Source organism: Pseudomonas sp. TS_SC_3 (assembly GCF_056156225.1).
Window position 1 is genome coordinate 1,241,206 of the sequence record NZ_CM149586.1, and the last position, 23,484, is coordinate 1,264,689.

Genomic DNA, 23,484 nt, shown 5'->3' on the forward strand with positions numbered 1-23,484 from the left:
GACCTGGGCAGTAGGCGCGCGTTGAATGCGCCCTGTGTCCGTTTTGTGTATTTGCCTGTGGCCTAGATGCGGACCGGGTCGGGATCGACCAGTAAGCACACTTACACTCTCCAAGGAGCTTTGCCATGTACTACATCACTCCCGATTTGTGCGACGCCTACCCGGAACTGGTTCAGGTGGTTGAGCCGATGTTCAGTAATTTTGGCGGTCGCGATTCCTTTGGCGGTGAGATCGTGACCATCAAGTGCTTCGAGGACAACTCGCTGGTTAAAGAGCAGGTCGATCAGCCGGGTAAAGGCAAAGTGCTGGTGGTCGACGGTGGCGCCTCCATGCGTCGCGCGCTGCTCGGCGACATGCTGGCCGAAAAAGCCGCGAAGAATGGCTGGGAAGGCATCGTAGTGTATGGCTGTGTGCGCGATGTTGATGTGCTGGCGCAAACCGACCTGGGCATCCAGGCCCTGGCCAGCCATCCGATGAAAACCGACAAGCGCGGTATCGGTGATCTGAATGTCGCCGTGACCTTTGGCGGCGTGACATTCCGTCCGGGCGAGTTTGTCTATGCCGACAACAATGGCGTGATCATCTCGCCATCTGTCTTGCAAATGCCGGAGTAAGGCGCTTGCAAGAAACTGTCATGCACGAAGGTGAAAACGCGCAGTGGGGCCTGGTGCACGCCTTTGTCCTCAACGGCCGAGGCGGCGCTCGCAGCATCGCGCGCGATGAGTTGCCTGCGCTTATTCTGGCTGAGCACGAAAGTCTCTGGCTGCACTGGGACCGTGGTCACCCGCAGACTCACACCTGGCTGCGTGCAGAAAGCGGCCTGAGTGAGTTCTGCTGCGACCTGCTACTGGAAGAAAATACGCGGCCACGGCTGCTGGCTTTGCCTGAGCAACAGTTATTGCTGTTCTTGCGTGGCTTGAATCTCAACCCAGGTGCCGAGCCTGAGGACATGGTTTCTGTACGCATCTTTGCGGATACGCAGCGGGCCATATCTATACGCTTGCGTCCGCTGCGGGCCACGGAGTCATTGATCGAGGATCTGCTGGCGGGGCGGGGGCCGAAAACCTCGGCTGAGCTGATCCTGAGCATGGCGCATTACCTGACGGACAAGGTTGAGTTATTGGTCAGCCAGCTGTCGGAGCAGATTGATGATCTGGAAGAGCGCGCCGATGCTGAATCCAGTGAGGCGCCTGACCATTCCACACTGCTGCAAATACGCCGTCGTGCGGCCAGCCTGCGTCGTTTCCTGGCGCCGCAGCGTGATATCTACGCGCAATTGACCGCCAGTGGCCATGCCTGGTTTGTTGAGGGCGATAGCAGTTATTGGAATGAGTTGAATAACCGCCTGACCCGTTACCTTGAGGAGCTTGAGCTCAGCCGCGAGCGCGTCAGCCTGCTGTTGGAGGCTGAGAATCGGCGCATGGATGAGCGTATGAATCACACCATGTACCGTTTCGGCATCATCACCGGGATTTTCCTGCCGATGAGTTTTCTCACAGGGTTGCTCGGCATCAACGTCGGCGGCATTCCCGGCTCGGAAAGCCCCCATGGCTTTCTTCTGGCCTGCTCGTTAATGGCTGTGGTGGCGCTGGTGCAATGGCTGCTGTTTCGCCGCTTGCGCTGGATCTGATGTGACCTGCCCGGTGCTCATCTCGTCTAGCCGTCACATCCTGTGAGGTGCGCTATGCACGATCCCTTTGAAGAATCACTGCGCGATTTACTCAATTCGCCCAGCTCAAATCATGACGATGACGCCTGTCTGCATCGCGTGCTTAAAACCGCCAATCGGCAGCTCGGAGTCGGTGATTTGTTTGCGCTGATGGGGCATTGGGCCGGTGCACTGATGATCGCGCTGAACAACGGCTCGGCGCATATTTCGCCGGTCTCGCGCCGTAAATCCTCTGAATCCTCTCTTAATAAGGCTGACTGAGCATGGAATTTACTCAAGTTTTAGTTGATGCGATGGCCAGTGTGTGGACCCCGATTGCGGCCTTTATCCCGCGGTTGTTCGGTGCCATGGTCGTGGTACTGCTGGGCTTTGTAGTGGCCAAGTTTCTTGACACGCTGCTGTCGAAGTTGCTTGGCAAGATCGGTCTGGACCGTTTGATGGCGGGCACCGGACTGACCAAAATTCTTAGCCGCGCCGGTATTCAGGTGCCGGTATCAACCTTGATCGGCAAAATCGTTTATTGGTTCGTGTTGTTGATTTTCTTGGTGACGGCTGCCGAGTCTCTGGGGCTGGAGCGCGTTTCCGCCACCCTTGACGTGCTGGCGTTGTACTTGCCCAAAGTTTTCGGCGCGGCCTTGGTGTTGCTGGCGGGTGTGCTGCTGGCGCAATTGGTCAGCGGTCTGGTGCGTGGCGCCGCCGAAGGCGTTGGGCTCGATTATGCCAATGGGCTAGGGCGTATTGCTCAGGGCCTGGTAATCATCATCAGCATCTCGGTGGCTATCGGGCAGCTGGAGGTCAAAACTGACCTGCTGAATAACGTCATCGCCATTGTGCTGATCTCCGTAGGCCTGGCTGTTGCCCTGGCGCTGGGCTTGGGCAGCCGCGGTATTGCCAGTCAGATCCTGGCTGGTATTTATGTGCGCGAATTGTATGAGGTCGGGCAACAAGTGCAGGTCGGTGAGGTCGAAGGGCAGATCGAAGAAATCGGTACAGTCAAAACCACCCTGCTGACAGAAGCCGGCGAGTTGGTTTCAGTGGCCAACCGTACCCTGCTTGAGCAGCAAGTGAGCAGCCGCTAAGGCCAATCCCTGCTATTGTATGCGGCCAATCCGCAGCCTGATTTGCAGGCTGCGCTGGCTTATGTCCTGACTGTCGGCCCGACTCGTTTTGAATAAAGCCCACTCTGCATCTTTGCGTTATGACCCCCGCGAACTCTCGGACGAAGAGCTGGTGCTGCGTGCCCGCGACGAGTTATTCCACATCACCCGTGCGTATGAAGAGTTGATGCGTCGCTACCAGCGCACGCTGTTTAATGTGTGCGCGCGTTATTTGGGTAATGACCGGGATGCCGATGATGTCTGTCAAGAAGTCATGCTTAAAGTTTTATATGGCCTTAAGAACTTTGAGGGAAAGTCAAAGTTTAAAACCTGGCTGTACAGCATTACGTACAACGAATGTATTACTCAATATCGCAAAGAGCGGCGTAAACGCCGCCTTATTGACGCCCTAAGTTTAGATCCACTTGAGGAAGCGACCGAAGAAAAGGCGCCTAAACCTGAGGATAAAGGGGGGCTTGATCGTTGGTTGGTGCATGTCAATCCGATTGATCGGGAAATTCTGGTGCTGCGTTTTGTCGCAGAGTTAGAGTTTCAAGAGATTGCAGACATCATGCACATGGGCCTGAGCGCCACGAAAATGCGCTACAAACGCGCCCTGGATCGCTTGCGCGATAAATTTTCAGACAGTACTGAAACTTACTTGGAATAAAACCGTCATAGCTAACGGTTAATTCTGGTAGAATAGCCGGCTGAGTTGTCTTGTGTTTGTCAGACAACTTACTGACCACCATGAGATAGGGAAGATTAGTAATGAAATTGAAAAACACTTTAGGCGTCGTAATTGGCTCGTTGTTGGCCACCTCTTCCCTTAGCGTTCTGGCTCAGGGCCAAGGCGCTGTAGAAGTGGAAGGTTTCGCCAAGAAGGAAATGTTCGACAGCGCCCGTGACTTCAAAAACAACGGCAACCTGTTCGGCGGCAGCATCGGTTACTACCTGACTGATGACGTTGAACTGCGTCTGGCTTATGACGAAGTGCACAACGCGCGTGGCGAAGACGGCCGCAACATCAAGGGCTCCAACACCGCTCTGGACGCTCTGTACCACTTCAACAACGCTGGCGACGCACTGCGTCCTTACGTTTCTGCAGGCTTCTCGGATCAGAGCATCGGTCAATCCGGTCGCAATGGTCGTAACGGTTCTACCTTCGCCAACCTTGGCGGCGGTGCCAAGTACTACTTCACTGACAACTTCTATGCCCGTGCTGGCGTTGAAGCTCAGTACAACATCGACCAAGGCGACACCGAGTGGGCGCCAAGCGTCGGTATCGGTATGAACTTCGGCGGCGGCAGCAAGCCTGCTCCAGTCGTAGCCGCTGTTGCTGAGCCAGTGGCTGAGCCTGTAGCTGCTGCTGAAGAGCCGATGGAACTGGTTCGCGTTGAGCTGGACGTTAAGTTCGACTTCGACAAAGCCAGCGTTAAAGAAGAAAGCTACGGTGACATCAAAAACCTGGCTGACTTCATGAAGCAGTACCCACAGACCACCACCGTGGTTGAAGGTCATACTGACTCCAAGGGCAGCGATGCTTACAACCAGAACCTGTCCGAGCGTCGTGCAAGCGCTGTTCGTGACGTGCTGGTTAACCAGTACGGCGTAGAAGCTAGCCGTGTTAACGCTGCTGGCTACGGTGAAGGCCGTCCAGTTGCTGACAACGCTACCGACGCTGGCCGCGCTGTTAACCGCCGCGTAGAAGCTGAAGTAGAAGCTCAGATCCAGCAGTAATCGATCTGGCTGCATAGAAAACCCGGCTTCGGCCGGGTTTTTTTATGGGCGAAATTAACCTCGGCTATAAAGCGACTCTGCGAAAAAACCCCGTTTTGCCGGGCGAGGACAACTTCGCAGAGCGCGTAGCAGTTAGGCGCTGATGGCTGCCAGCTGGAGGTTAGGTTGCGCGGCTACTTCGCCAATCACCAAGATGGCCGGGCTTTTCAAGCGGAAGTCTTGAGCGGCTTGCTGCATGCTTGCCAGATTACTGCGGCATTCGCGTTGTTGCGGCAGTGAAGCGTTTTCGATTAAGGCCACCGGCATGTCCGCGCGCATCCCACCCGCCAACAGGTTTTCGCGGATTTCAGCCAGTTTGGCCACACCCATATAGACCACCAACGTCGTGCCACTGTGAGCCAGAGCCTGCCAATTCAGGCTGCTGTCATCCTGGGTGTGGGCGGTGATCAAGGTGACGCCACGGGCTACACCGCGCAGGGTCAGGGGAATGCCGCAGTGGGTGGCACCGGCCAGGCCTGCCGTGATGCCGTTGACTATTTCCACCTCAATCCCGTGCTGGCCGAGCCAGTCGGCTTCCTCGCTGCCCCGGCCGAAGATGCACGGATCGCCGCCTTTGAGGCGCACCACGCATTGACCTTGGCGCGCATAACGCAGCATCAGCCGATGGATAAAGGCTTGCGGAGTCGAGCGGCAGCCGCCGCGTTTGCCCACGTGCATGATGCGCGCGTGGGGACAGTGTTCCAGCACAGCCGGGTTGACCAGTTCATCGATCATGACGATATCGGCGTGATGCAGGGCTTTGACAGCCTTGAGCGTCAGCAACTCTGGGTCGCCGGGGCCAGCGCCAACCAGCCAAACTTTTGCGTTCATATCGGATACCTCTAAGCGTTGACGGCGACTGGCTGGGTGGCCAGCAGGCGTTTGATTTCGGGGACGCAGGAGCCGCAACTGGTGCCGCACTTGAGTGTTTGTTTGAGGCCATTGAGGTCTAGGCCTTGAGCGATGCCTGCGCAGATAGCTTCGTGACTGACATTCAGGCAGTTACACAGGGTCCTGCCGACGGCTGTGGTGGCGCTGTTCTCCGGCGGTGTCGAGCGTGGCGCGAGCAGCCAGCGACGTAATTCGGCGTCGGCACTGCCGCTGTCCCAGAGGCCCTTGAGCCAGTCACGGGCGGCGGTTTCGCCGGCCAAACGAATGGCAGTGATGCGCCCGTCCTCGATGCGTACGCGTTTACCCACGGCCTTGCGCGGGTCGTCGTAGGCGAGTACTGGGCCGTCGATTAGACCGAGTGCTTGATCAATCTGCGCCAACCACTCAGGCGCAGGTGCTATGGCGCAGGCTGCACGAATCAACAGGGCTGGCCGCTCACGTCCTGTCAGCGTCAGGTTGGCGTAAGCGAAGTCTTCAAACAGTGGGCGCAATGCCTCGAAGCGCGTTTGCACCTGACCTTCAACCAGGGCAAAAAAATGCCAAGGCAGTTCGACTTTATCCAGCTCGATGCCAGCATGTTTCAGCTCCGGCTGTTTGGATAATGGATCGAACGCCGGTTGGGTCAGTACGTTGGTGCCCAGGCCTTTAAGAAAGCGATTACCCCAGTGCATGGGCAAGTAGGCTTGGCCGCTGCGCACAGCGTCATCGGCCTGCACGGGCACGATCAGGCTGCCGCGACGGCTGCGTATTTTCACCAGATCACCGCTGTTCAGCCGCCGCCGGCGCAGTTCGTCCGGGTGCAGGCTTAATAGCGCTTCTGGTGCATGGCTAAACAGCCGTGCAGCCGAACCGGTGCGGCTCATGCCGTGCCATTGATCACGCAGGCGGCCGGTGTTGAGGGTCAGCGAGTAGCGGGTGTCGCGCTTTTCCTGGGCGGCGCGGAAGGGTTCGGCGATGAACTGCGCACGACCGTTGGCGGTGGGAAAGCGGCCATCGCCATATAGACGTGGCGTACCGCCGGTAGCTCCGGCCGGAAAGGGCCACTGCTGAGGGCCTTGGTTGTCCAGGATCGCGTAGCTGAGCCCCGAGAGGTCGAGGTCACGCTGGGCGGTCAGGTGTTTGTATTCCTCGAACAGCGCTTGCGGGCCGTCGAAGGCGAACAAGCTTGGTAGGCCGGGGCGTAGCAGTTGTTCTAAGCGGCGGGCGAAATCCGTGGTGATCGCCCAATCCGGCCGCGCCTCAGCCGGTGCAGGGATGGCGCGGCGCACATGGCTGACGCGCCGTTCGGAATTGGTCACGGTGCCTTCTTTCTCCCCCCAGCTGGCGGCCGGCAGCAGTAGGTCGGCGTAGTGGCAGGTTTCGGTGGTGAAGAAGGCTTCCTGCACGACGACAAAGGGGCAGGCGGCCAGGGCTTCATGCACCTTGTTTTGGTCTGGCAACGATTGCGCCGGGTTGGTGCAGGCGATCCACAGGGCTTTTACCTTGCCCACGCGCACCGCCTCAAACAGTTCGATCGCGGTCAGGCCAGTGCTTTCCGGCAGGCTGTCGACGCCCCAATAATCAGCCACTTCCTGGCGGTGCTCAGTATTCGCGGCTTCACGGTGGCCGGGCAATAGATTGCTGAGGCTACCGGTTTCGCGCCCGCCCATGGCATTCGGTTGGCCGGTGAGGGAGAACGGGCCGCTGCCCACTTTGCCGATTTGCCCGGTTGCCAGGTGCAGGTTGATCAGCGCACTGTTTTTTGCGCTACCCGCCGTGGATTGATTCAGGCCCATGCACCACAGCGAGAGGAAACTCGGCGCGTTGCCGATCAGCCGTGCACATCGCTGCAGGCTGTCCACGCTGATGCCGCACAGTTCGCTGACCATCTGCGGGTTATAGGCGTGCACCAGACTTTTAAGCGCCTCGAAGCTCTCGGTGTGGGAGTCGATAAAGCGCCGGTCGGCCCAGCCTTCCCAGAGCAGGATGTGCAGCAAGCCGTGAAACAGTGCCACGTCACTGCCGGGTAATATCGCTAGGTGCAGATCGGCCAGTTCGCAGGTATCGGTGCGCCGTGGATCGACCACGATGATCTGCATGTGAGGGCGCTTGGCCTTGGCTTCTTCAAGGCGGCGGAACAGCACTGGATGGGCGAAAGCCATGTTGGAGCCGACGATCAGCACACAATCGCTCTGCTCGATGTCTTCGTAGTTGCACGGCGGCGCATCCGCACCCAGGCTGCGTTTGTAGCCGACCACGGCTGAACTCATGCACAGGCGTGAGTTGCTGTCGATGTTGTTGGTGCCGACCAGGGCGCGGGCCAGCTTGTTGAAGGCGTAGTAATCCTCGGTGAGTAATTGGCCGCTGATATAAAACGCCACGCTGTCCGGGCCGTATTCGCGAATGGTCTCGGCAAATACGTTGGCCGCATGATCCAGTGCGCTGTCCCAGTCTGTGCGCGAACGAGCCAGGCCTTTGCCTAAGCGTAATTCGGGGTGCATGGCGCGGGCATTAAGGTCGCCGGTCAGGTGCAGCGTCGCACCTTTGCTGCACAATTTGCCGAAGTTGGCCGGGTGCTGTGGATCGCCCTGCACGCCGAAAATCTGCTCGCCGTCGTGCTCGATCAGCACGCCACAGCCCACGCCGCAGTAACAGCAGGTTGATGCGGTGATTTGGCTCATGATTCAGGTTCTCCCCGGTAGGAGCGGCCCATGGACGCGAGCGCTGTTCGCGGCCATGTGCCGCTCCTATAAGTAGGGTTTACGCGCACTTTTCGGCGCTATTGAGGGCCAGTAGTACGCGACCGTTTTCAACCTTGGCGTTATGCCGGTGGGCGCAGCCCACGTCCGGTGCTACGGCTTCACCGCTGTCCAGTTCGATCTGCCAATTGTGCAGCGGGCACGACACGCGTTTGCCGAAGATCAAGCCCTGCGACAGCGGCCCACCTTTGTGCGGGCAGCGGTCGTCGAGGGCGAACACCTCATCTGTTGACGTCCGGAAAATCGCGATATCGCCTTTTGGCCCGGCCACAATGCGCGAGCCCAGCACGTTGATGTCTTCCAGCGCGCAGATATCCAGCCAGTTCATAGCGTGGCCTCCTCAAGTTGCACGAGCTTGATCGGTTCGAATTCTTTCTTCAGCAGTGGTTGTTCGATGCGTTCCTTCCACGGGTCTTGCTCGAACGACAGGGCGAACTGCAGGCGGGCGGTCAGGGCTTTGCGGTTGGCCTCATCTTCCACAACGGCTTTTTTGATGTAGGCCATGCCCACGCGTTGCAGGTAGTGCACGGTGCGCTCCAGATAGAAGGCTTCTTCGCGGTAAAGCTGGAGGAAGGCGGCGTTGTATTCGCGCACGTCGTCTGCGGTTTTTACTTTGACGAAGAACTCGGCCACCTCGGTTTTGATCCCGCCGTTACCGCCTATGTACATCTCAAAGCCCGAGTCCACGCCGATGATGCCGACGTCTTTAATACCGGCTTCGGCGCAATTGCGCGGGCAGCCAGAAACCGCCAGCTTGACCTTGTGCGGCGACCACATGTTGAACAGGTCGTGCTCCAGATCGATACCCAACTGGGTCGAGTTTTGCGTGCAAAAACGGCAGAACTCGCTGCCGACACAGGTTTTCACCGTGCGGATGGATTTGCCGTAAGCGTGGCCAGACGGCATGTCCAGTTCCTTCCACACCGCTGGCAGGTCTTCTTTCTTAATGCCCAACAGATCGATGCGCTGCCCGCCGGTCACTTTGACCATGGGCACATTGTACTTGTCGGCCACATCGGCGATACGGCGCAGTTCGGATGGATTGGTCACGCCGCCCCACATGCGCGGCACCACCGAGTAGGTGCCATCCTTCTGGATATTGGCGTGGGCGCGCTCGTTGATCAGGCGCGACTGCGGGTCGTCCTTGGCTTCACCCGGCCAAGTGGAAATCAGGTAATAGTTCAGTGCCGGGCGGCAGGTGGCGCAGCCATTGGGGCTGCTCCAGTTCAGCGCAGTCATGGTCTGCGTCAGGCTGGTCAGGTGTTGCTCGCGTATCGCCTGGCGAATCTGACCGTGATTGAGATCCGAGCAGCCACAGATGGCTTTTTCGCTCTTGGGTTTTACCTCAGCGGCACCGCCCACTGTATTGATCAGGATTTGCTCGACGAGGCCGGCGCATGAGCCGCAGGAACTGGCCGCTTTGGTGTGTTTTTTCACCTCATCGACGCTGAATAGGCCGTTTTCCTGAATCGCCTTGACGATGGTGCCCTTGCACACGCCGTTACAGCCACACACTTCCATGCTGTCAGGCATATTGGCGGTCTTGTCGACGCCTTGGTGTCCCACATCGCCGATGGCACTTTCACCGATGCCGGCCGCACCAAACATCAGGTGATCGCGGATCTGGCTGATGTTGGCGTTTTCTTTGATCTGGCGGAAATACCAGCCACCGTCAGCCGTGTCGCCATACAGGCAGGCACCGACGAGGACGTCGTCACGGATCACCAGTTTCTTGTACACGCCGCCGATGGGGTCGGAGAGGGTGATGGTTTCGCAGCCTTCACCGCCCATAAATTCGCCCGCGGAAAACAGGTCGATGCCGGTGACCTTGAGTTTGGTCGAGGTGACCGAACCTTGATATCGGGTAAAACCAAGCTGGGCCAGATGGTTGGCGCAGACCTTGGCTTGTTCAAACAACGGCGCGACCAAACCGTAAGCGATACCGCGATGGTTGGCGCATTCACCAATGGAGTAGATGCGCGGGTCATAGGTCTGCAGCGTGTCGTTGACCAAAATACCGCGGTTACACGGGATGCCAGCTTTTTCCGCGAGTGCGGTATTGGGGCGGATGCCGGCGGCCATGACCACGATGTCTGCGGGGATGACCTCCGTATTTTTGAATTGCACTGCACACACGCGCCCCTCGCCGTTGTCCAACAGCGCTGAGGTTTGTTCATTGAGGCGAAAGTGAATGCCGCGTGCTTCCAGCGCGGTTTGCAACAGCTTGCCGGCAGTGCGGTCCAGTTGGCGCTCCAGCAACCAGTCAGAAATATGTACAACGGTCACATCCATGCCACGCATCTTCAGGCCGTTGGCTGCTTCCAGACCCAGCAGGCCACCACCGATCACCACTGCATGCCGATGGGTTGTGGCGGCGCTCATCATCCTGTCGGTGTCAGCGATGTCACGGTATCCCATCACGCCGTCCAGGCTGTTGCCGGGTATCGGCAAGATGAACGGGGTGGAACCGGTGGCGATCAACAGGCGGTCGTACTCGGCTGTTGTGCCATCGTCAGCCGTGACTACGCGCTGTTTGCGATCAATATTGACCACGGTGCGGCCCAGCAGCAGGCGGATGTGGTTGTCGCTGTACCAGTTGAGGTCGTTGAGGATGATCTCCTCAAAGCGTTGTTCGCCGGCCAGCACGGGCGAGAGCAGGATACGGTTGTAGTTGGGATGAGGCTCTGCGCCGAACACAGTAATGTCATACAGGTCGGGGGCCAGTTTGAGCAGCTCTTCCAGGGTGCGCACACCGGCCATGCCATTACCGATCATCACCAGCTTGAGTTTTTGCATGCCGGCTATCTCCTGAGTCATTGATCACGGAAAAGGTGGCTGCCGTAAATGGCAGGCCCGAAAAACAAAAAAGGCGTCCCGCTAGTCACCTAGCGAGGACGCCTTTGTCCAAGTCCCGTTCTCTCGGGAAGTGCTGCACTCTTCATTGAGCGCTGCGCTTTATTAAATTGTGCAATCAACAATGCAGAGCTTGTGCCAACTTGCGATGTGTTGATTTACGCGGGGGGGGCGCAGGCTGTGCAGCACCGGTTGCTGTTGAGTGCTCCTTTATAAGCCATGGTGCGCTGCGCTGGTGCGCGTGCTCAGGCTGGGTTGAGCCAGTTAACCTTGCTGAACGTGTCGCTGAAGCGTGTAGGCATGGGCACCACTTTGCCCAGTTTATAGTTGAAGAACACAAACCCTGATTTAGCCATGGCCACCAGGCTGCCGTCCGCTGGGCGGGTGATGCGGAAGGTAATGTCGCCACCGTATTTGTTGAAGTCCATCACGCCGACTTCGAACAGCAATTGGTCGCGAGCATGGGCTTCGGCGCGGTAGGTGGTAGCGAGGTCCGTGACGATGATGCCGGTGCCGTCTTCCTGGGTTTCCTCAATGCCGAACTCAAACAGAAACCGCGCCCGCGCCTCGGAAATCATTGAGATCATTGAGTCATTGCCTAGGTGGTTGGCGGCGTTGATGTCGGTCACCCGCACGGTCAGGTGGGTGCTGTAGCAGAACTGATCTTCGGGGAACTCAAGGTTCAGACGGGCCATTGCTGTATCCGGTATTGGAATAAGGTGGCCAATATTAACCCTGATGTAATGCGTGTTGCAGACGTCCTGCGCTCGATTACTAGGCAGGGTACGGAGGCAGATACCTGCTCCGTGCCTGAGTTGCTTTAAGCCGCGGGGCGTTGCTGGCGCTGGTAGAGAAACTCCAGCACGGCGGTGCGGTAGGCGTGGTAGTGCGGGTCATTGGCCAGGGCCAGGCGATCCCTCGGGCGCGCCAGCTCGACCTTGACGATATCGCCCACGGTCGCTGCCGGGCCGTTGGTCATCATCACGATGCGATCAGACAGCAGCACCGCCTCATCGACATCGTGGGTCACCATCACCACCGTGCTGTGAGTTTCACCAACGATGCGCAGCAGTTCGTCCTGCAGGTGCGCGCGGGTCAGGGCATCCAGCGCGCCGAAGGGTTCGTCCATCAGCAGCACCTTGGGTTGCATGGCCAGGGCGCGGGCGATGCCGACGCGCTGTTTCATGCCGCCAGAAATTTCATTGGGATGCTTGTAGGTGGCGTGGCTCAGGCCAACCATGGCCAGCGCCGCTTCGGTGCGTTCCTTGAGCTGGGCCTTGCTCTCCTTGCCAGCGAAGACCTTTTCCACCGCCAGGTAGACGTTGCCGTAGCAGGTCATCCAGGGCAGCAGGCTGTGGTTCTGGAACACCACGCCGCGCTCCGGGCCAGGGCCGTCGATCTCGCGGCCATTGCAGATCAGCCCGCCTTCACTGGCCTCGAGCAGGCCGGCGATCAGGTTGAGAACGGTGGATTTACCGCAACCCGAGTGGCCGATCAGGGTGACGAACTCACCTTTGGCGATGCTCAGGTTGACGTCGGTGAGGGCCTGGAAGCGGCCTTTCTTGGTGTCGAAATGTTTGCCGACCTGGGTCAGCTCCACGAATTTATCCATGTTGCGGCTCCTTAAACGGGCATTACCAGCTGGCCTGCTTTAACTGGCGTAATCGAAACGTTTGGCCAGCAGCAACAGCAGTTGCTCCAACGCCAGGCCGACCAGGCCGACGATGATGATGGCGATCAGAATGTGTTCGACGTTGAGGTTGTTCCACTCATCCCACACCCAGAAGCCCAGGCCGGTGCCGCCGGTGAGCATTTCTGCCGCGACTATCACCAGCCAGGCCACGCCAATGGCCAGGCGAATGCCGGTCATCAGGTGCGGCAATACGGCGGGAAACAGGATGCGCGTGAGTACCTTGAACTCCGACAGCTTGAGCACTCGTGCCACGTTCAGATAATCCTGCGGCACGCTGGCCACGCCGGCGGCGGTGTTGAGGATGATCGGCCAGATCGAGCTGATAAAGATCACCCAGATCGAAGCCGGGCCAGCCGCTTCGAATACCAGCAAGCCAATCGGCAGCCAGGCCAGCGGCGACACTGGGCGCAGCAGGCTGATGATCGGTGAGAGCATGCCGGCCAAGAAGGCAAAGCGGCCGATGGCAAAGCCCAACGGAATGCCCACCAGCGCCGCCAAACCAAAGCCGATACCGACGCGACCCAACGAATGCAGGATGTTCCAGCCGATGCCCATGTCATTTGGGCCATTGTCATAGAAGGGGTTGGCAAACAGTTCCAGCGCCGCCGCCCAGGTACTGATCGGGCCAGGCAGGCCCTCGCTCTTGGTCGCAATCAGCGCCCACACGCCGATAAACAGCACGATACCCAACAGCGGCGGCACAACCGCCTTGAGCAGGCTGGTCAGCGCCGCCACGCCTGGCAGAGCCAGACGTGGCGCTTTACTGATCGGCGCAGACAACGGCAATGGGGTTTTCAGTGGTGCGTTCATCACGAACCTCCCAATCAGGCTTTAATCGCAAAGGAGTTGGCGTAGGCCGCCGGGTCGGAGCCATTCCAGATGTTGCCATCGATCAGCGTGCTGCTGCGCAGCGAGCTGGCCGGCACGGGGATGTTCAGCGCACTGGCGGCCTCCTTGTACAGTGCAACCTGGTTGACCCCTGCGGCGATGGCGGCATAGTTAGGGTCTTCCTTGATCAGACCCCAACGCTTGAACTGGGTCATAAACCACATGCCGTCGGAGTGATACGGGAAGTTCACTGTGCCGTTTTTGCAGAAAGCCATGGCGTGGTCGTCTTTCCAGCTGTTGCCCAGGCCGTCTTCGTACTGGCTGAGGAAGCGCGGTTCGATCACTTTGACCGGTGCATTGACGTAAGCCTTGCCGGAAATCAGCTTGGCCGTGCTCTTGCGGTTTTCCTCGCTGGCCTCGATAAACTGGCTGGCCTCAAGGATCGACATGATCAGCGCGCGGGCCGCATTGGGGTATTGCTCGATAAAGGCGCGGGTGGTGCCGAGGATTTTTTCCGGGTGATCCGGCCAGATCTGCTGAGTAGTCACAGCCGTGTAACCAATTTTTTCAGCAATCGCCCGCGCGCCCCAAGGCTCGCCGACACAGAAGCCATCCATATTGCCGACGCGCATATTAGCGACCATCTGTGGTGGCGGTACGACGATAGTTTTCACATCGCTCATCGGGTTGATGCCCAGGCTCGCCAGCCAGTAATACAGCCACATGGCGTGGGTTCCGGTGGGGAAGGTCTGGGCGAAAGTCAGCGGGTTACCGCCTTTTTTCACATGCTCGGCCAGTTGTGCGCCATTGGTGACGCCGGCTTCCTTGAGCTGTTTGGAAAGGGTGATGGCCTGGCCGTTCTGGTTCAGGCCCATCAATACGGCCATATCCTTCTGCGGCCCGGCGATACCCAGCTGCGCGCCGTACATCATGCCGTACAGCACGTGGGCGGCATCCAGCTCGCCGGTATTGAGTTTGTCGCGCACCCCGGCCCAAGAGGCTTCTTTGCTCAAGGTGATGCTCAAGCCGTTTTTCTCAGCAAAGCCCTGGGTCGCGGCGACCACCACCGAGGCGCAGTCGGTCAGTGGAATAAAGCCCACTTTCAGCGCCGCCTTTTCTGGCGCATCGGAACCAGCGGCCCAGGCCACGCTGCGCAGCGAGGTGGGTGCGCTCAAGCCAAGTGCAGCGACACCGCCGACGGTGCCGGCGACGGCAATCGAGGTTTTCAGGAAGTGACGGCGGCTGTGCAGGCTTGGGTTCTTCGAATCACGATCAGTCATGGGGTTTGTCCTTCTCTGGCCTTATACGGCTGAAACAAAAAACGGCATCCGTCAGGCTTCTTCTGGAGAAGTCACCTGACGGACGCCGTTGTCCGTGATCTGCGGCTCACCGCCGTTGGTGGGCTGCGATGCAATCGTGAGGGACACAAAGCAAAGGGCTTGCCATGTTTGCTATGGAACCCAGATATGAACGCCGAGGGCGGCTGAGAAATTCGCCTGCGCTCTGGAAGGTTGGTGGCTAAATATTATTAATCAATGGCTTAGCGCATTGATTAAGTCGCGGTTGTCGGGCCGGCGTAACGGCCATGCGCTGCATCACCTGCAAGCAGCGCCTCTGCTGCGGCGTGCGTTGAGCTAAAAGTGTGCAGTCCTGCAGGGTAATTCAGCACTGCGCATCGTCTTAGTGCTTAGCGGTCAAGGCGTCTAACAGGGCAGCCTTAACCCGGTTGTGGGCAGCGTTGCGCTTCTTCAACAAAGTCTCTTAACCAACGCAGCACATGCACGGCCTCCCAGCGCGTGGGGTCGAACAGGGCATAGGCTTGCCCTTCATAACCCACTACATCGAGTGGGCGGTGATAACCGGCGCGTTGCAGCAAGGCCTCAATCTCGGCAAAGCAGGTGTTGAAATGCACGCGGTTAAACGGTGTTTTGTTTTCGGTGACGATGCCTTCCAGCTTTAACTCATTCACGGTGTCTCGGACTTTTTCCAGAGGCATGCGGTTCATGCTGTGTTTGAGCTGCAGAACGTCGAGCATTGGCCTTACTCCGGGCAGTTTGGGTGGGCAGCAACAGGTTGGCGGGTGGCCGTGTGTCAGGATAGCTGAAAAATACTGTACATATAAACAGTATTCGATAATAGTAATCCCACTGCCTATCCGGCAACCACTCGATCATTCTCGCCAACCGCACGCAACGCCAATGGCGACAAGCACCGCAGAGGAGTCACCGATAATGCAACAGATGCTCATGACCGTTGTGCTGTTGAGCTTTTTGGCCGGTTGCGCGCAGCCACAATTGGACCCGCCGCGCGCTAACGGCACCTACCTGGTGATTGAAAATGGTCAGGCCTGGGCTGTGATGGTGGACAACGGCAAGCGCGTGGAAGAGCCAGGCACGGTGGTTGACATGATCAGGCTGCCCAACAAGGGTTCTGCAGTGGCCGCCAGCTATGTGATTGAAACGGCGAATTGTGGGCGCATGCAGTGGTTGAGCGAGCATTCCAGTGCTACAGACGGGGCAACCAGCCGGATGTCACTGCACCGCAGCAACTCGCTGGCCAACAGTAATTGCCTGATTGCCGAGGGCTTGAGCCGGGTGTGGACCGTGTTGGATTACTCAGGCTGAGCTGGATTGCGTTGAGGGGGTAGATTGATGAGGGATTAGGTGCGCATTGCACACCTAATCCCTGGCGTTGCTACACGCTGTCGGCTTTGGCCTTTTTCTCCGGCAGCAGACCATCGGCGCGGAACATCGCCCTGATGCCGCGAATGGCCTGGCGAGTGCGGTCCTGGTTCTCAATCAGGGCAAAGCGTACGTGGTCATCGCCGTAGTCACCAAAACCGATACCCGGCGACACGCAGACCTTGGCCTCCAGCAGCAACTTCTTGGCGAACTCTAATGAGCCAAGATGGGCATACGGCTCCGGAATTTTGGCCCAGATATACATTGAGGCTTTGGGGTTTTCGACCATCCAGCCCAGTTCATGCAAGCCTTTAACCAGCAGGTTGCGGCGCTGGCGATACTGCTCGGCGATATCGCGCACGCATTGCTGATCACCCTCCAGCGCTGCAATGGCCGCGACCTGCAGCGGGGTAAAGGTGCCGTAGTCGTGATAACTCTTGATCCGCGCCAGGGCGTTGACCAGCTCGGGATTGCCGACCATAAAGCCAATTCGCCAGCCGGCCATGTTGTAACTTTTGGACAGGGTGAAGAATTCCACGGCAATGTCTTTAGCGCCCGGCACCTGCATGATCGACGGAGCTTTCCAGCCGTCATAAACAATATCGGCATAGGCCAGGTCGTGAATCACCAGCACGTCATACTGCTTGGCCAGGGCCACCATGCGCTCGAAGAAGTCCAGCTCCACACACTGCGCCGTAGGGTTGGAGGGGAAGCCAAGAATCATCATCTTCGGCTTAGGGATCGATTCACGAATCGCCCGCTCCAGCTCAGCGAAAAAGTCCACGCCGGGAATCAGTGGTACCGAGCGCACCTGGGCGCCGGCGATGACTGCGCCGTAGATATGAATCGGGTAGCTGGGGTTGGGCACCAGCACGGTGTCGCCATGGTCCAGAGTGGCCAGCATCAAGTGCGCCAGACCTTCCTTGGAACCGATGGTGACGATGGCTTCGCTTTCCGGGTCGATGTCGACGGCGTAGCGATCTTTGTACCAGCGCGAAATAGCGCGGCGCAGGCGTGGAATGCCACGTGAGGTGGAGTAGCCGTGGGTGTCTTCACGCTGGGCGACTTGCACCAGCTTCTCAACAATGTGCGGCGGCGTGGGGCCATCCGGGTTGCCCATGCTGAAATCGATAATGTCTTCGCCACGGCGCCGGGCGGCCATTTTCAGTTCGGCGGTGATGTTGAATACATAAGGGGGTAGACGATCGATGCGCGCAAAACGGCGCTTGGCGTTCTCAGCCATGATTTCCTCGCGGTACGTAAGCGCCCGGAACCGTCCGAGCGACGTTGGCCAGTGCGCTGGCCAGGCGGCGAAGATAAGCGGGGCGCAGTGGTACTGTCTAGAGCAGTTGCCATGAAACTCGGCAGTACAGCCTTAGTTTGGTAGGTCGTAGCCCGGATGCAATCCGGGGGTCGCAATCCTCGGACTGCATCCGGGCTACAGGAGCGGTGGTTAGCCGCCGAGCATGTCGTGCATGGCGATGATCTGTTCGGCCACCTGCGCCAGCTTCTGCTGACGGCTCATGGCCTGGCGACGCATCAGGGTGTAGGCCTGTTCCTCATCGCAGCTTTTCATTTTCATCAGCAGGCTTTTGGCCAGTTCGATGCGCTTGCGTTCGGCCAGCTGGGCATCGCGTGCCTGCAGCTGGGCGCGCAGCGCTTGGTCGCTCTCAAAGCGCACCATGGCCACGTCCAGAATCGGCTGCAGGCGCTGTGCATGGATGCCTTCGACGATGTAGGCGCTGACGCCGCTCTGAATGGCCTGGCGCATTACACCGGGGTCGTGTTCGTCGGTGAACATCACGATAGGGCGGGGTTGGTCGCGCGTGACCAATACCACTTGTTCCATCACGTCACGTCCAGGGGACTCAGTGTCAATCAGGATCACATCCGGTCGCACAGCCTCGACCCGCTCCGGCAGGTCGATGGTTAGGCCGGATTCATCGATCACCTCAAAACCGGCTTCGGTCAGTGCGGCTTTCAGGCGGCCGACTTTCTTGGCGGTGTCATTGATCAATAGAATGCGCAGCATCTTAATGAGTCTCCTGAGCTGCGCTGGCTGCTGTATCCGTTAACGCGTGCAAGGCAAAGCTGCGGGCATATACCGCTGGATTGCTGCCATCCCACGTGGTGCCATCGGCGAGTTGGCTGCTGCGCATCGGTTCGGTAACCGGCACACCGAGCGCTGTTGCGGCCTCGCGGTAAAGATCAATTTGCTGAACCTGGCGGGCGATACCTAGATAGTCAGGGTCGCTGCGCAGCAGGCCCCAACGGCGAAATTGTGTCATAAACCACATGGCATCAGACAGGTAGGGCATGTTGACCGCACCCTCGCCATGAAAGCGCAGCGGATGGTTGTCCTGCCAGGCATGGCCAAGACCATCCTGGTAGTGGCCGAGAAAACGGGGCTGGATGACAGACAGCGGTGCATCAACATAGGCAGCACCGCTGAGTAACTGCGCCGTGCTGCGTTGGTTTTCTTCGCATTCATCAATAAAACGGCTGGCATCCAGCACTGCCATGATCAAGGCGCGAGCGCTATTGGGGTGGCGTTCGGCAAAACCACGGGTACAGCCGAGTACCTTTTCTGGGTGATTGGGCCAGATGGCCTGAATGGTCGTCAGGGTACAGCCGAGATTGTCCTCCACGGCCTTGGCTGTCCAAGGTTCACCCACGCAGAAACCGTCAATACGCTGAGCTTTAAGGTGTTCAATCATTTGTGGCGGTGGAACCACCACGCTGTCGACATCGCGTAGCGGGTGAATCCCCTGGCTGGCCAGCCAGTAATACAGCCACATGGCATGGGTGCCCGTTGGGAAGGTCTGGGCAAAGGTCAGTCGCGCCCCATGCTGGTGCACATGCTGGCACAGCGCTTCAGCGCTGGTCACTCCGGCGGCTTGTAAGGGTTGCGACAGGTTGATGCTTTGTCCGTTCTGGTTCAGGCCCATGAGCACGGCCATGTCAGTCGCAGGTGCTCCGCCCAGTCCCAGCTGAACGCCATAGATCAGGCCGTAAAGACTGTGGGCAGCGTCCAGCTCGCCACTGAGTAATTTGTCGCGTAAGCCGGCCCAGGAGGCTTGCCTGTGCAGATTCAGGGTTAAACCGTACTTCTCAGCGAAGCCCTGGGTGGCTGCGACAATCACCGAGGCTGAATCACTCAAGGCCATAAAACCGATGTTCAGTACGGGTTTTTCCGGTGTTTGGCTGTGGCAGGTGCCTTGCTCGCTCATCGTGCTTTTCCTGTGCCCACACAAAAAAGTGCCGTACCAAACGCTGACCTCAGTCGGCGATCAGAACGACACCATTGTCTATTGCAGTCATTTCCGCCGTTGGAAAGGCCTGGTGGAACAAGCAAAGCAAGGCATATGCCAGCGGACTGGCACGACAGAAAAGAAAAAGCCCCGCACGAAGCGGGGCTTTGTCATTGCTGCAAGCGCTTAGACCTGAAGAGCAGGAATATTCGCGTTGGCAGCCGCTTCACGGAACTCGGCGATCTGATCGAAACTCAGGTAGCGGTAAACGTCCGCTGCCATGGTGTCGATTTCCTTCGCGTAGACCATGTACTCCTCAACAGTCGGCAGGCGACCGGTAATGGCCGCAACAGCCGCCAACTCGGCAGAAGCCAGGTAAACGTTGGCACCATCGCCCAGACGGTTGGGGAAGTTACGGGTGGAAGTCGACACCACGGTGGAGTTCGCTTCAACGCGTGCCTGGTTACCCATGCACAGCGAGCAGCCCGGCATTTCCATGCGCGCGCCGGCTTTACCGTAGATGCCGTAGTAGCCTTCTTCGGTCAGCTGATGCTGGTCCATCTTGGTCGGCGGCGACAGCCACAGACGGGTCGGCAGGGTGCCTTCGACTTTTTCCAGCAACTTACCGGCTGCGCGGAAGTGACCGATGTTGGTCATGCACGAACCGATAAACACTTCGTCGATCTTCTCGCCCTGAACCGAGGACAGCAGACGGGCATCGTCTGGGTCGTTCGGTGCACAGAGTACCGGCTCGTTGATGTCGGCCAAGTCGATTTCGATGACTTCGGCGTACTCGGCGTCTTTGTCGGCTTCCATCAGCTTCGGATCAGCCAGCCACGCTTCCATCGCTTGGGCGCGACGCTCCAGGGTGCGGGCATCGCCGTAGCCTTCGCTGATCATCCAGCGCAGCAGGGTGATGTTCGAACGCAGGTACTCGGCGATGGCTTTTTCCGGCAGTTTGATGGTGCAACCCGCAGCGGAGCGCTCAGCAGAGGCGTCGGACAGCTCGAAAGCTTGTTCAACGGTCAGCTCGTCCAGACCTTCGATCTCAAGGATGCGACCAGAGAAGGCATTGATCTTGCCCTTCTTCTCAACGGTCAGCAGGCCTTTTTGGATAGCTACGTAAGGGATGGCATGCACCAGGTCACGCAGGGTGATGCCTGGCTGCAGTTTGCCCTTGAAGCGCACCAGTACCGACTCCGGCATGTCCAGCGGCATTACGCCAGTGGCAGCGGCAAAGGCTACCAGGCCGGAACCGGCTGGGAAGGAGATGCCGATCGGGAAACGGGTGTGCGAGTCACCACCGGTACCGACGGTATCCGGCAGCAGCATGCGGTTCAGCCAGCTGTGGATGATGCCGTCGCCAGGACGCAGGGACACGCCGCCACGGGTGCGGATGAAATCCGGCAGGGTGTGGTGGGTGGTGACGTCGATTGGCTTCGGATAAGCCGCGGTGTGGCAGAACGACTGCATGACCAGATCAGCAGAGAAGCCCAGGCAAGCCAGGTCTTTCAGCTCGTCGCGGGTCATCGGGCCAGTGGTGTCCTGGGAGCCGACGGTGGTCATCTTCGGTTCGCAGTAGGTGCCCGGGCGTACGCCTTTGCCTTCTGGCAGGCCGCACGCCTTGCCGACCATCTTCTGCGCCAGGGTGAAACCCTTAGTGCTAGCAGCAGGTGGCTCAGGCAGCTTGAACAGGTCGGTTGGGCCCAGGCCCAGTTCGGCGCGCGCTTTCTCGGTCAGACCGCGACCGATGATCAGCGGGATACGGCCGCCAGCGCGGACTTCGTCGAGCAGTACTGGGGTCTTCATTTCGAAGGTGGTCAATACTTCGTCGGTGCCGTGCTTGCAGACTTTGCCAGCATGCGGGTACAGGTCGATCACGTCGCCCATGTGCATGTTGGAAACATCGAATTCGATTGGCAGAGCGCCGGCATCTTCCATGGTGTTGTAGAAGATTGGAGCAATCTTGCTGCCGAAGCAGAAGCCACCCGCGCGCTTGTTCGGCACGTTTGGGATGTCGTCGCCGAAGAACCACAGCACCGAGTTGGTGGCGGATTTACGCGAGGAGCCAGTACCGACTACGTCACCGACGTAGGCGATCGGGAAGCCTTGGCTGCGCATGGCTTCGATTTGTTTCATCGGGCCGGTAACGCCTTGCTCGTCCGGCACGATGCCGTCACGGGCCATTTTCAGCATGGCCAGGGCGTGCAACGGAATATCCGGGCGCGACCAAGCATCAGGTGCTGGGGAGAGGTCGTCGGTGTTGGTTTCGCCGGTGACCTTGAATACGCGCAGGCTGATTTTGTCGGCCAGGGTTGGGCGGTTCTTGAACCACTCGCCATCAGCCCAAGACTGCAGTACGCCTTTGGCGTGAACGTTGCCGTTCTTGGCTTTTTCAGCGACGTCGTGGAAGGCGTCGAACATCAGCAGGGTGTGCTTCAGTTGCTCGGCAGTCACGGCAGCCAGTTCGCTGTCGTCAAGCAGCTCAACCAAGGTGGCGATGTTGTAACCGCCTTGCATGGTGCCGAGCAGTTCAACAGCGTGTTGCTTGCTGATCAATGGTGAAGTGGCTTCGCCTTTGGCGAGGGCAGAGAGGAAACCGGCTTTAACGTAGGCGGCTTCGTCGACGCCTGGCGGCACGCGGTTGGTGATTAGGTCGAGTAGAAGCGCTTCTTCGCCGGCTGGCGGGTTTTTCAGCAGCTCGATCAGGCCTGCGGTTTGTTCGGCGTTCAGCGGCTGGGGCACGATACCCTGAGCGGCACGCTCTGCTACATGTTTGCGGTAGGCTTCAAGCACAGTTATTACCCTCATCAGTGGTCCCAAAGGGTTGTCCGGGACGCGATCCAGAAAACAACCAACCAGGCGCTTCGTGGCGTTATGGGCCGCTCAGCCGAGGTTGCGCTGCTTTCTTGCAGAAGCTGTTTTCAAAGTTTTACGCCGGCAGGACGGTTGGATGAGGGCTGGTGACGACACTTGAAGGGTGGTTCAAGGATCGGCACCAACATCGAACCTGCAGGATTGACTGTGCTCGTGACGCTTTGAAAACAGCTTCCAACGGACGTTGCTGCCTTTAAAAGGCCGGCCGAGTCTACTGGAAAGCTTTGATAAAGTTAAGCCAAAGGCCCCTCTTATATAGAGGTGATATGCCTTAGACAAAGGGCTAAGATGCCTGCCTGTTTACCAGTGTTCATACCTTTCGTTATGTCTAACCAACGCATCAAAACCCCTTGTGTCGGCCTGTGCTCCACTGTCTACGGTGACTTGGTTTGCCGTGGCTGTAAGCGCTTTCACCATGAGGTGATTAACTGGAACGGCTATAGCGACGAAGAAAAACGCGCCGTTTGGCTGCGCTTGGAAGTGCTGCTGGTGCAGGTCATGGCCGCAAAACTGCAAGTGTTTGATGCTGATCGTCTGCGTATGCAACTGGAGCAGCGCAAAATTCGGTTTGTTCCGCAGCAATCGGCCTATTGCTGGGCTTACCAACTCATTGTCCGTGGTGCGCGGGTGATCAGCCAGCTGGACGCTTACGGTGTGGTGTTATTGCCGGAGTTTCGTGAGTGGAACTTGCCCGAGCTGCGCGACGCCATTGATCGTGAATTCTTTCTGCTTTCTGAAGCGCACTACGAACGCTACATCGCGCCACGCTTTTTGCTCGAAGGGCTTGAGGTGAGAGTTTAGAAAGGATGCGGCTTTGCGGTCGCATTTCAGTGGCGATGACGTGTGTTCTTTGGCGCACGTTGAGTTGCGCGAGAGGGCTGGTTTGGGCCTTATGGCGATCCATCGAACGCTGCAACATAGGCTGCCGCACTAAATGATTCCGGGGCGCATTCTGTTGCTCGATAGCCTGCCGAAAATGGCCAGTGGCAAGCTGGATCGTAAGCGTAGCCCCCGATGGCTTACAGCAGTCGTAGTGGCTGCGTGAGGTGTGTAGGAGGGGCTTTAGCCGCGAATGTTGTTCTGCTATCAAGAAAGCTCGCGGCTAAAGCGGAATGCCGCCCAGCCCC

The 23,484-nt window shown here is 58.5% G+C and carries 21 protein-coding genes; 8 read left to right on the plus strand and 13 right to left on the minus strand.

What is annotated here, in order from left to right:
- Nucleotides 1–125: 125 nt before the first annotated feature.
- From rraA to AC0J6G_RS06115, 6 genes are all read left to right on the plus strand, one after another.
- Nucleotides 126–614, plus strand: a complete 489-nt coding sequence (rraA, locus tag AC0J6G_RS06090; protein ID WP_475252215.1) for a ribonuclease E activity regulator RraA — start codon at nt 126–128, stop codon at nt 612–614.
- A gap of 20 nt (nt 615–634) precedes the next feature.
- A complete protein-coding gene (locus tag AC0J6G_RS06095; protein ID WP_475252217.1) occupies nt 635–1,630 on the plus strand; it encodes a zinc transporter ZntB in 996 nt (331 codons plus the stop codon).
- Nucleotides 1,631–1,684: 54 nt separating this feature from the next.
- Nucleotides 1,685–1,930 carry a CrfX protein gene (locus AC0J6G_RS06100; protein WP_475252219.1) on the plus strand — a complete coding sequence of 82 codons (246 nt, stop codon included), beginning with the start codon at nt 1,685–1,687 and terminating at the stop codon, nt 1,928–1,930.
- Nucleotides 1,931–1,932: 2 nt separating this feature from the next.
- Nucleotides 1,933–2,748 (plus strand): mechanosensitive ion channel family protein, encoded by an 816-nt coding sequence (locus tag AC0J6G_RS06105; protein ID WP_475252221.1) that lies wholly within the window; start codon nt 1,933–1,935, stop codon nt 2,746–2,748.
- Nucleotides 2,749–2,836: 88 nt separating this feature from the next.
- The gene (gene sigX, locus AC0J6G_RS06110) at nt 2,837–3,436 is read left to right on the plus strand and encodes an RNA polymerase sigma factor SigX (protein ID WP_475252223.1); all 600 of its coding nucleotides are present in this window, start codon (nt 2,837–2,839) and stop codon (nt 3,434–3,436) included.
- A 101-nt stretch (nt 3,437–3,537) separates the two neighbouring features.
- Nucleotides 3,538–4,506 carry an OmpA family protein gene (locus tag AC0J6G_RS06115; protein WP_475252225.1) on the plus strand — a complete coding sequence of 323 codons (969 nt, stop codon included), beginning with the start codon at nt 3,538–3,540 and terminating at the stop codon, nt 4,504–4,506.
- A 132-nt stretch (nt 4,507–4,638) separates the two neighbouring features.
- Here AC0J6G_RS06115 and cobA read toward each other — a convergent pair whose 3' ends face one another.
- The 9 genes from cobA to AC0J6G_RS06160 form a co-directional block, all read right to left on the minus strand.
- Nucleotides 4,639–5,376: a uroporphyrinogen-III C-methyltransferase gene (gene cobA / locus AC0J6G_RS06120; protein ID WP_475252227.1), complete on the minus strand. Its 738-nt coding sequence runs from the start codon at nt 5,374–5,376 to the stop codon at nt 4,639–4,641.
- An 11-nt stretch (nt 5,377–5,387) separates the two neighbouring features.
- Entirely contained in the window at nt 5,388–8,096 is a 2,709-nt protein-coding gene (locus AC0J6G_RS06125) for a nitrate reductase (RefSeq protein WP_475252229.1), read from the minus strand.
- A 79-nt stretch (nt 8,097–8,175) separates the two neighbouring features.
- Nucleotides 8,176–8,502, minus strand: coding sequence for a nitrite reductase small subunit NirD (nirD, locus tag AC0J6G_RS06130; RefSeq protein WP_475252231.1), 327 nt, complete (start codon nt 8,500–8,502; stop codon nt 8,176–8,178).
- On the minus strand, nt 8,499–10,970 hold the full coding sequence (gene nirB / locus AC0J6G_RS06135; protein WP_475252233.1) for a nitrite reductase large subunit NirB: 2,472 nt from the start codon (nt 10,968–10,970) through the stop codon (nt 8,499–8,501). The genes nirD and nirB overlap by 4 nt, the downstream gene beginning before the upstream one ends.
- 302 nt (nt 10,971–11,272) lie before the next feature.
- Nucleotides 11,273–11,722, minus strand: a complete 450-nt coding sequence (locus tag AC0J6G_RS06140) for a thioesterase family protein (RefSeq protein WP_475252235.1) — start codon at nt 11,720–11,722, stop codon at nt 11,273–11,275.
- Nucleotides 11,723–11,847: 125 nt separating this feature from the next.
- Nucleotides 11,848–12,639, minus strand: a complete 792-nt coding sequence (locus AC0J6G_RS06145) for an ABC transporter ATP-binding protein (RefSeq protein WP_108488301.1) — start codon at nt 12,637–12,639, stop codon at nt 11,848–11,850.
- A gap of 39 nt (nt 12,640–12,678) precedes the next feature.
- Nucleotides 12,679–13,530 (minus strand): nitrate ABC transporter permease, encoded by an 852-nt coding sequence (gene ntrB, locus AC0J6G_RS06150; protein WP_475252237.1) that lies wholly within the window; start codon nt 13,528–13,530, stop codon nt 12,679–12,681.
- A gap of 14 nt (nt 13,531–13,544) precedes the next feature.
- Entirely contained in the window at nt 13,545–14,828 is a 1,284-nt protein-coding gene (locus tag AC0J6G_RS06155) for a CmpA/NrtA family ABC transporter substrate-binding protein (RefSeq protein ID WP_475252239.1), read from the minus strand.
- Nucleotides 14,829–15,265: 437 nt separating this feature from the next.
- Nucleotides 15,266–15,583: a transcriptional regulator gene (locus tag AC0J6G_RS06160; RefSeq protein WP_475252241.1), complete on the minus strand. Its 318-nt coding sequence runs from the start codon at nt 15,581–15,583 to the stop codon at nt 15,266–15,268.
- A gap of 196 nt (nt 15,584–15,779) precedes the next feature.
- Here AC0J6G_RS06160 and AC0J6G_RS06165 point away from each other — a divergent pair, with 196 nt between their 5' ends.
- Complete coding sequence (locus tag AC0J6G_RS06165) at nt 15,780–16,172, plus strand: hypothetical protein (RefSeq protein ID WP_475252243.1); 393 nt, start codon at nt 15,780–15,782, stop codon at nt 16,170–16,172.
- A gap of 70 nt (nt 16,173–16,242) precedes the next feature.
- Here the strand turns inward: AC0J6G_RS06165 and alaC are convergent, their stop codons facing one another.
- From alaC to acnB, 4 genes are all read right to left on the minus strand, one after another.
- Nucleotides 16,243–17,472, minus strand: a complete 1,230-nt coding sequence (alaC, locus tag AC0J6G_RS06170) for an alanine transaminase (protein WP_475252245.1) — start codon at nt 17,470–17,472, stop codon at nt 16,243–16,245.
- Nucleotides 17,473–17,682: 210 nt separating this feature from the next.
- Nucleotides 17,683–18,261 (minus strand): ANTAR domain-containing response regulator, encoded by a 579-nt coding sequence (locus AC0J6G_RS06175; protein ID WP_475252247.1) that lies wholly within the window; start codon nt 18,259–18,261, stop codon nt 17,683–17,685.
- A 1-nt stretch (nt 18,262) separates the two neighbouring features.
- A complete protein-coding gene (locus AC0J6G_RS06180) occupies nt 18,263–19,459 on the minus strand; it encodes a CmpA/NrtA family ABC transporter substrate-binding protein (protein WP_475252249.1) in 1,197 nt (398 codons plus the stop codon).
- Between the two features lie 207 nt (nt 19,460–19,666).
- Nucleotides 19,667–22,276 carry a bifunctional aconitate hydratase 2/2-methylisocitrate dehydratase gene (gene acnB, locus AC0J6G_RS06185; RefSeq protein ID WP_475253621.1) on the minus strand — a complete coding sequence of 870 codons (2,610 nt, stop codon included), beginning with the start codon at nt 22,274–22,276 and terminating at the stop codon, nt 19,667–19,669.
- Nucleotides 22,277–22,681: 405 nt separating this feature from the next.
- Here acnB and AC0J6G_RS06190 point away from each other — a divergent pair, with 405 nt between their 5' ends.
- Nucleotides 22,682–23,158, plus strand: a complete 477-nt coding sequence (locus tag AC0J6G_RS06190; protein WP_475252251.1) for a DUF1289 domain-containing protein — start codon at nt 22,682–22,684, stop codon at nt 23,156–23,158.
- The last annotated feature ends 326 nt before the right edge of the window (nt 23,159–23,484 follow it).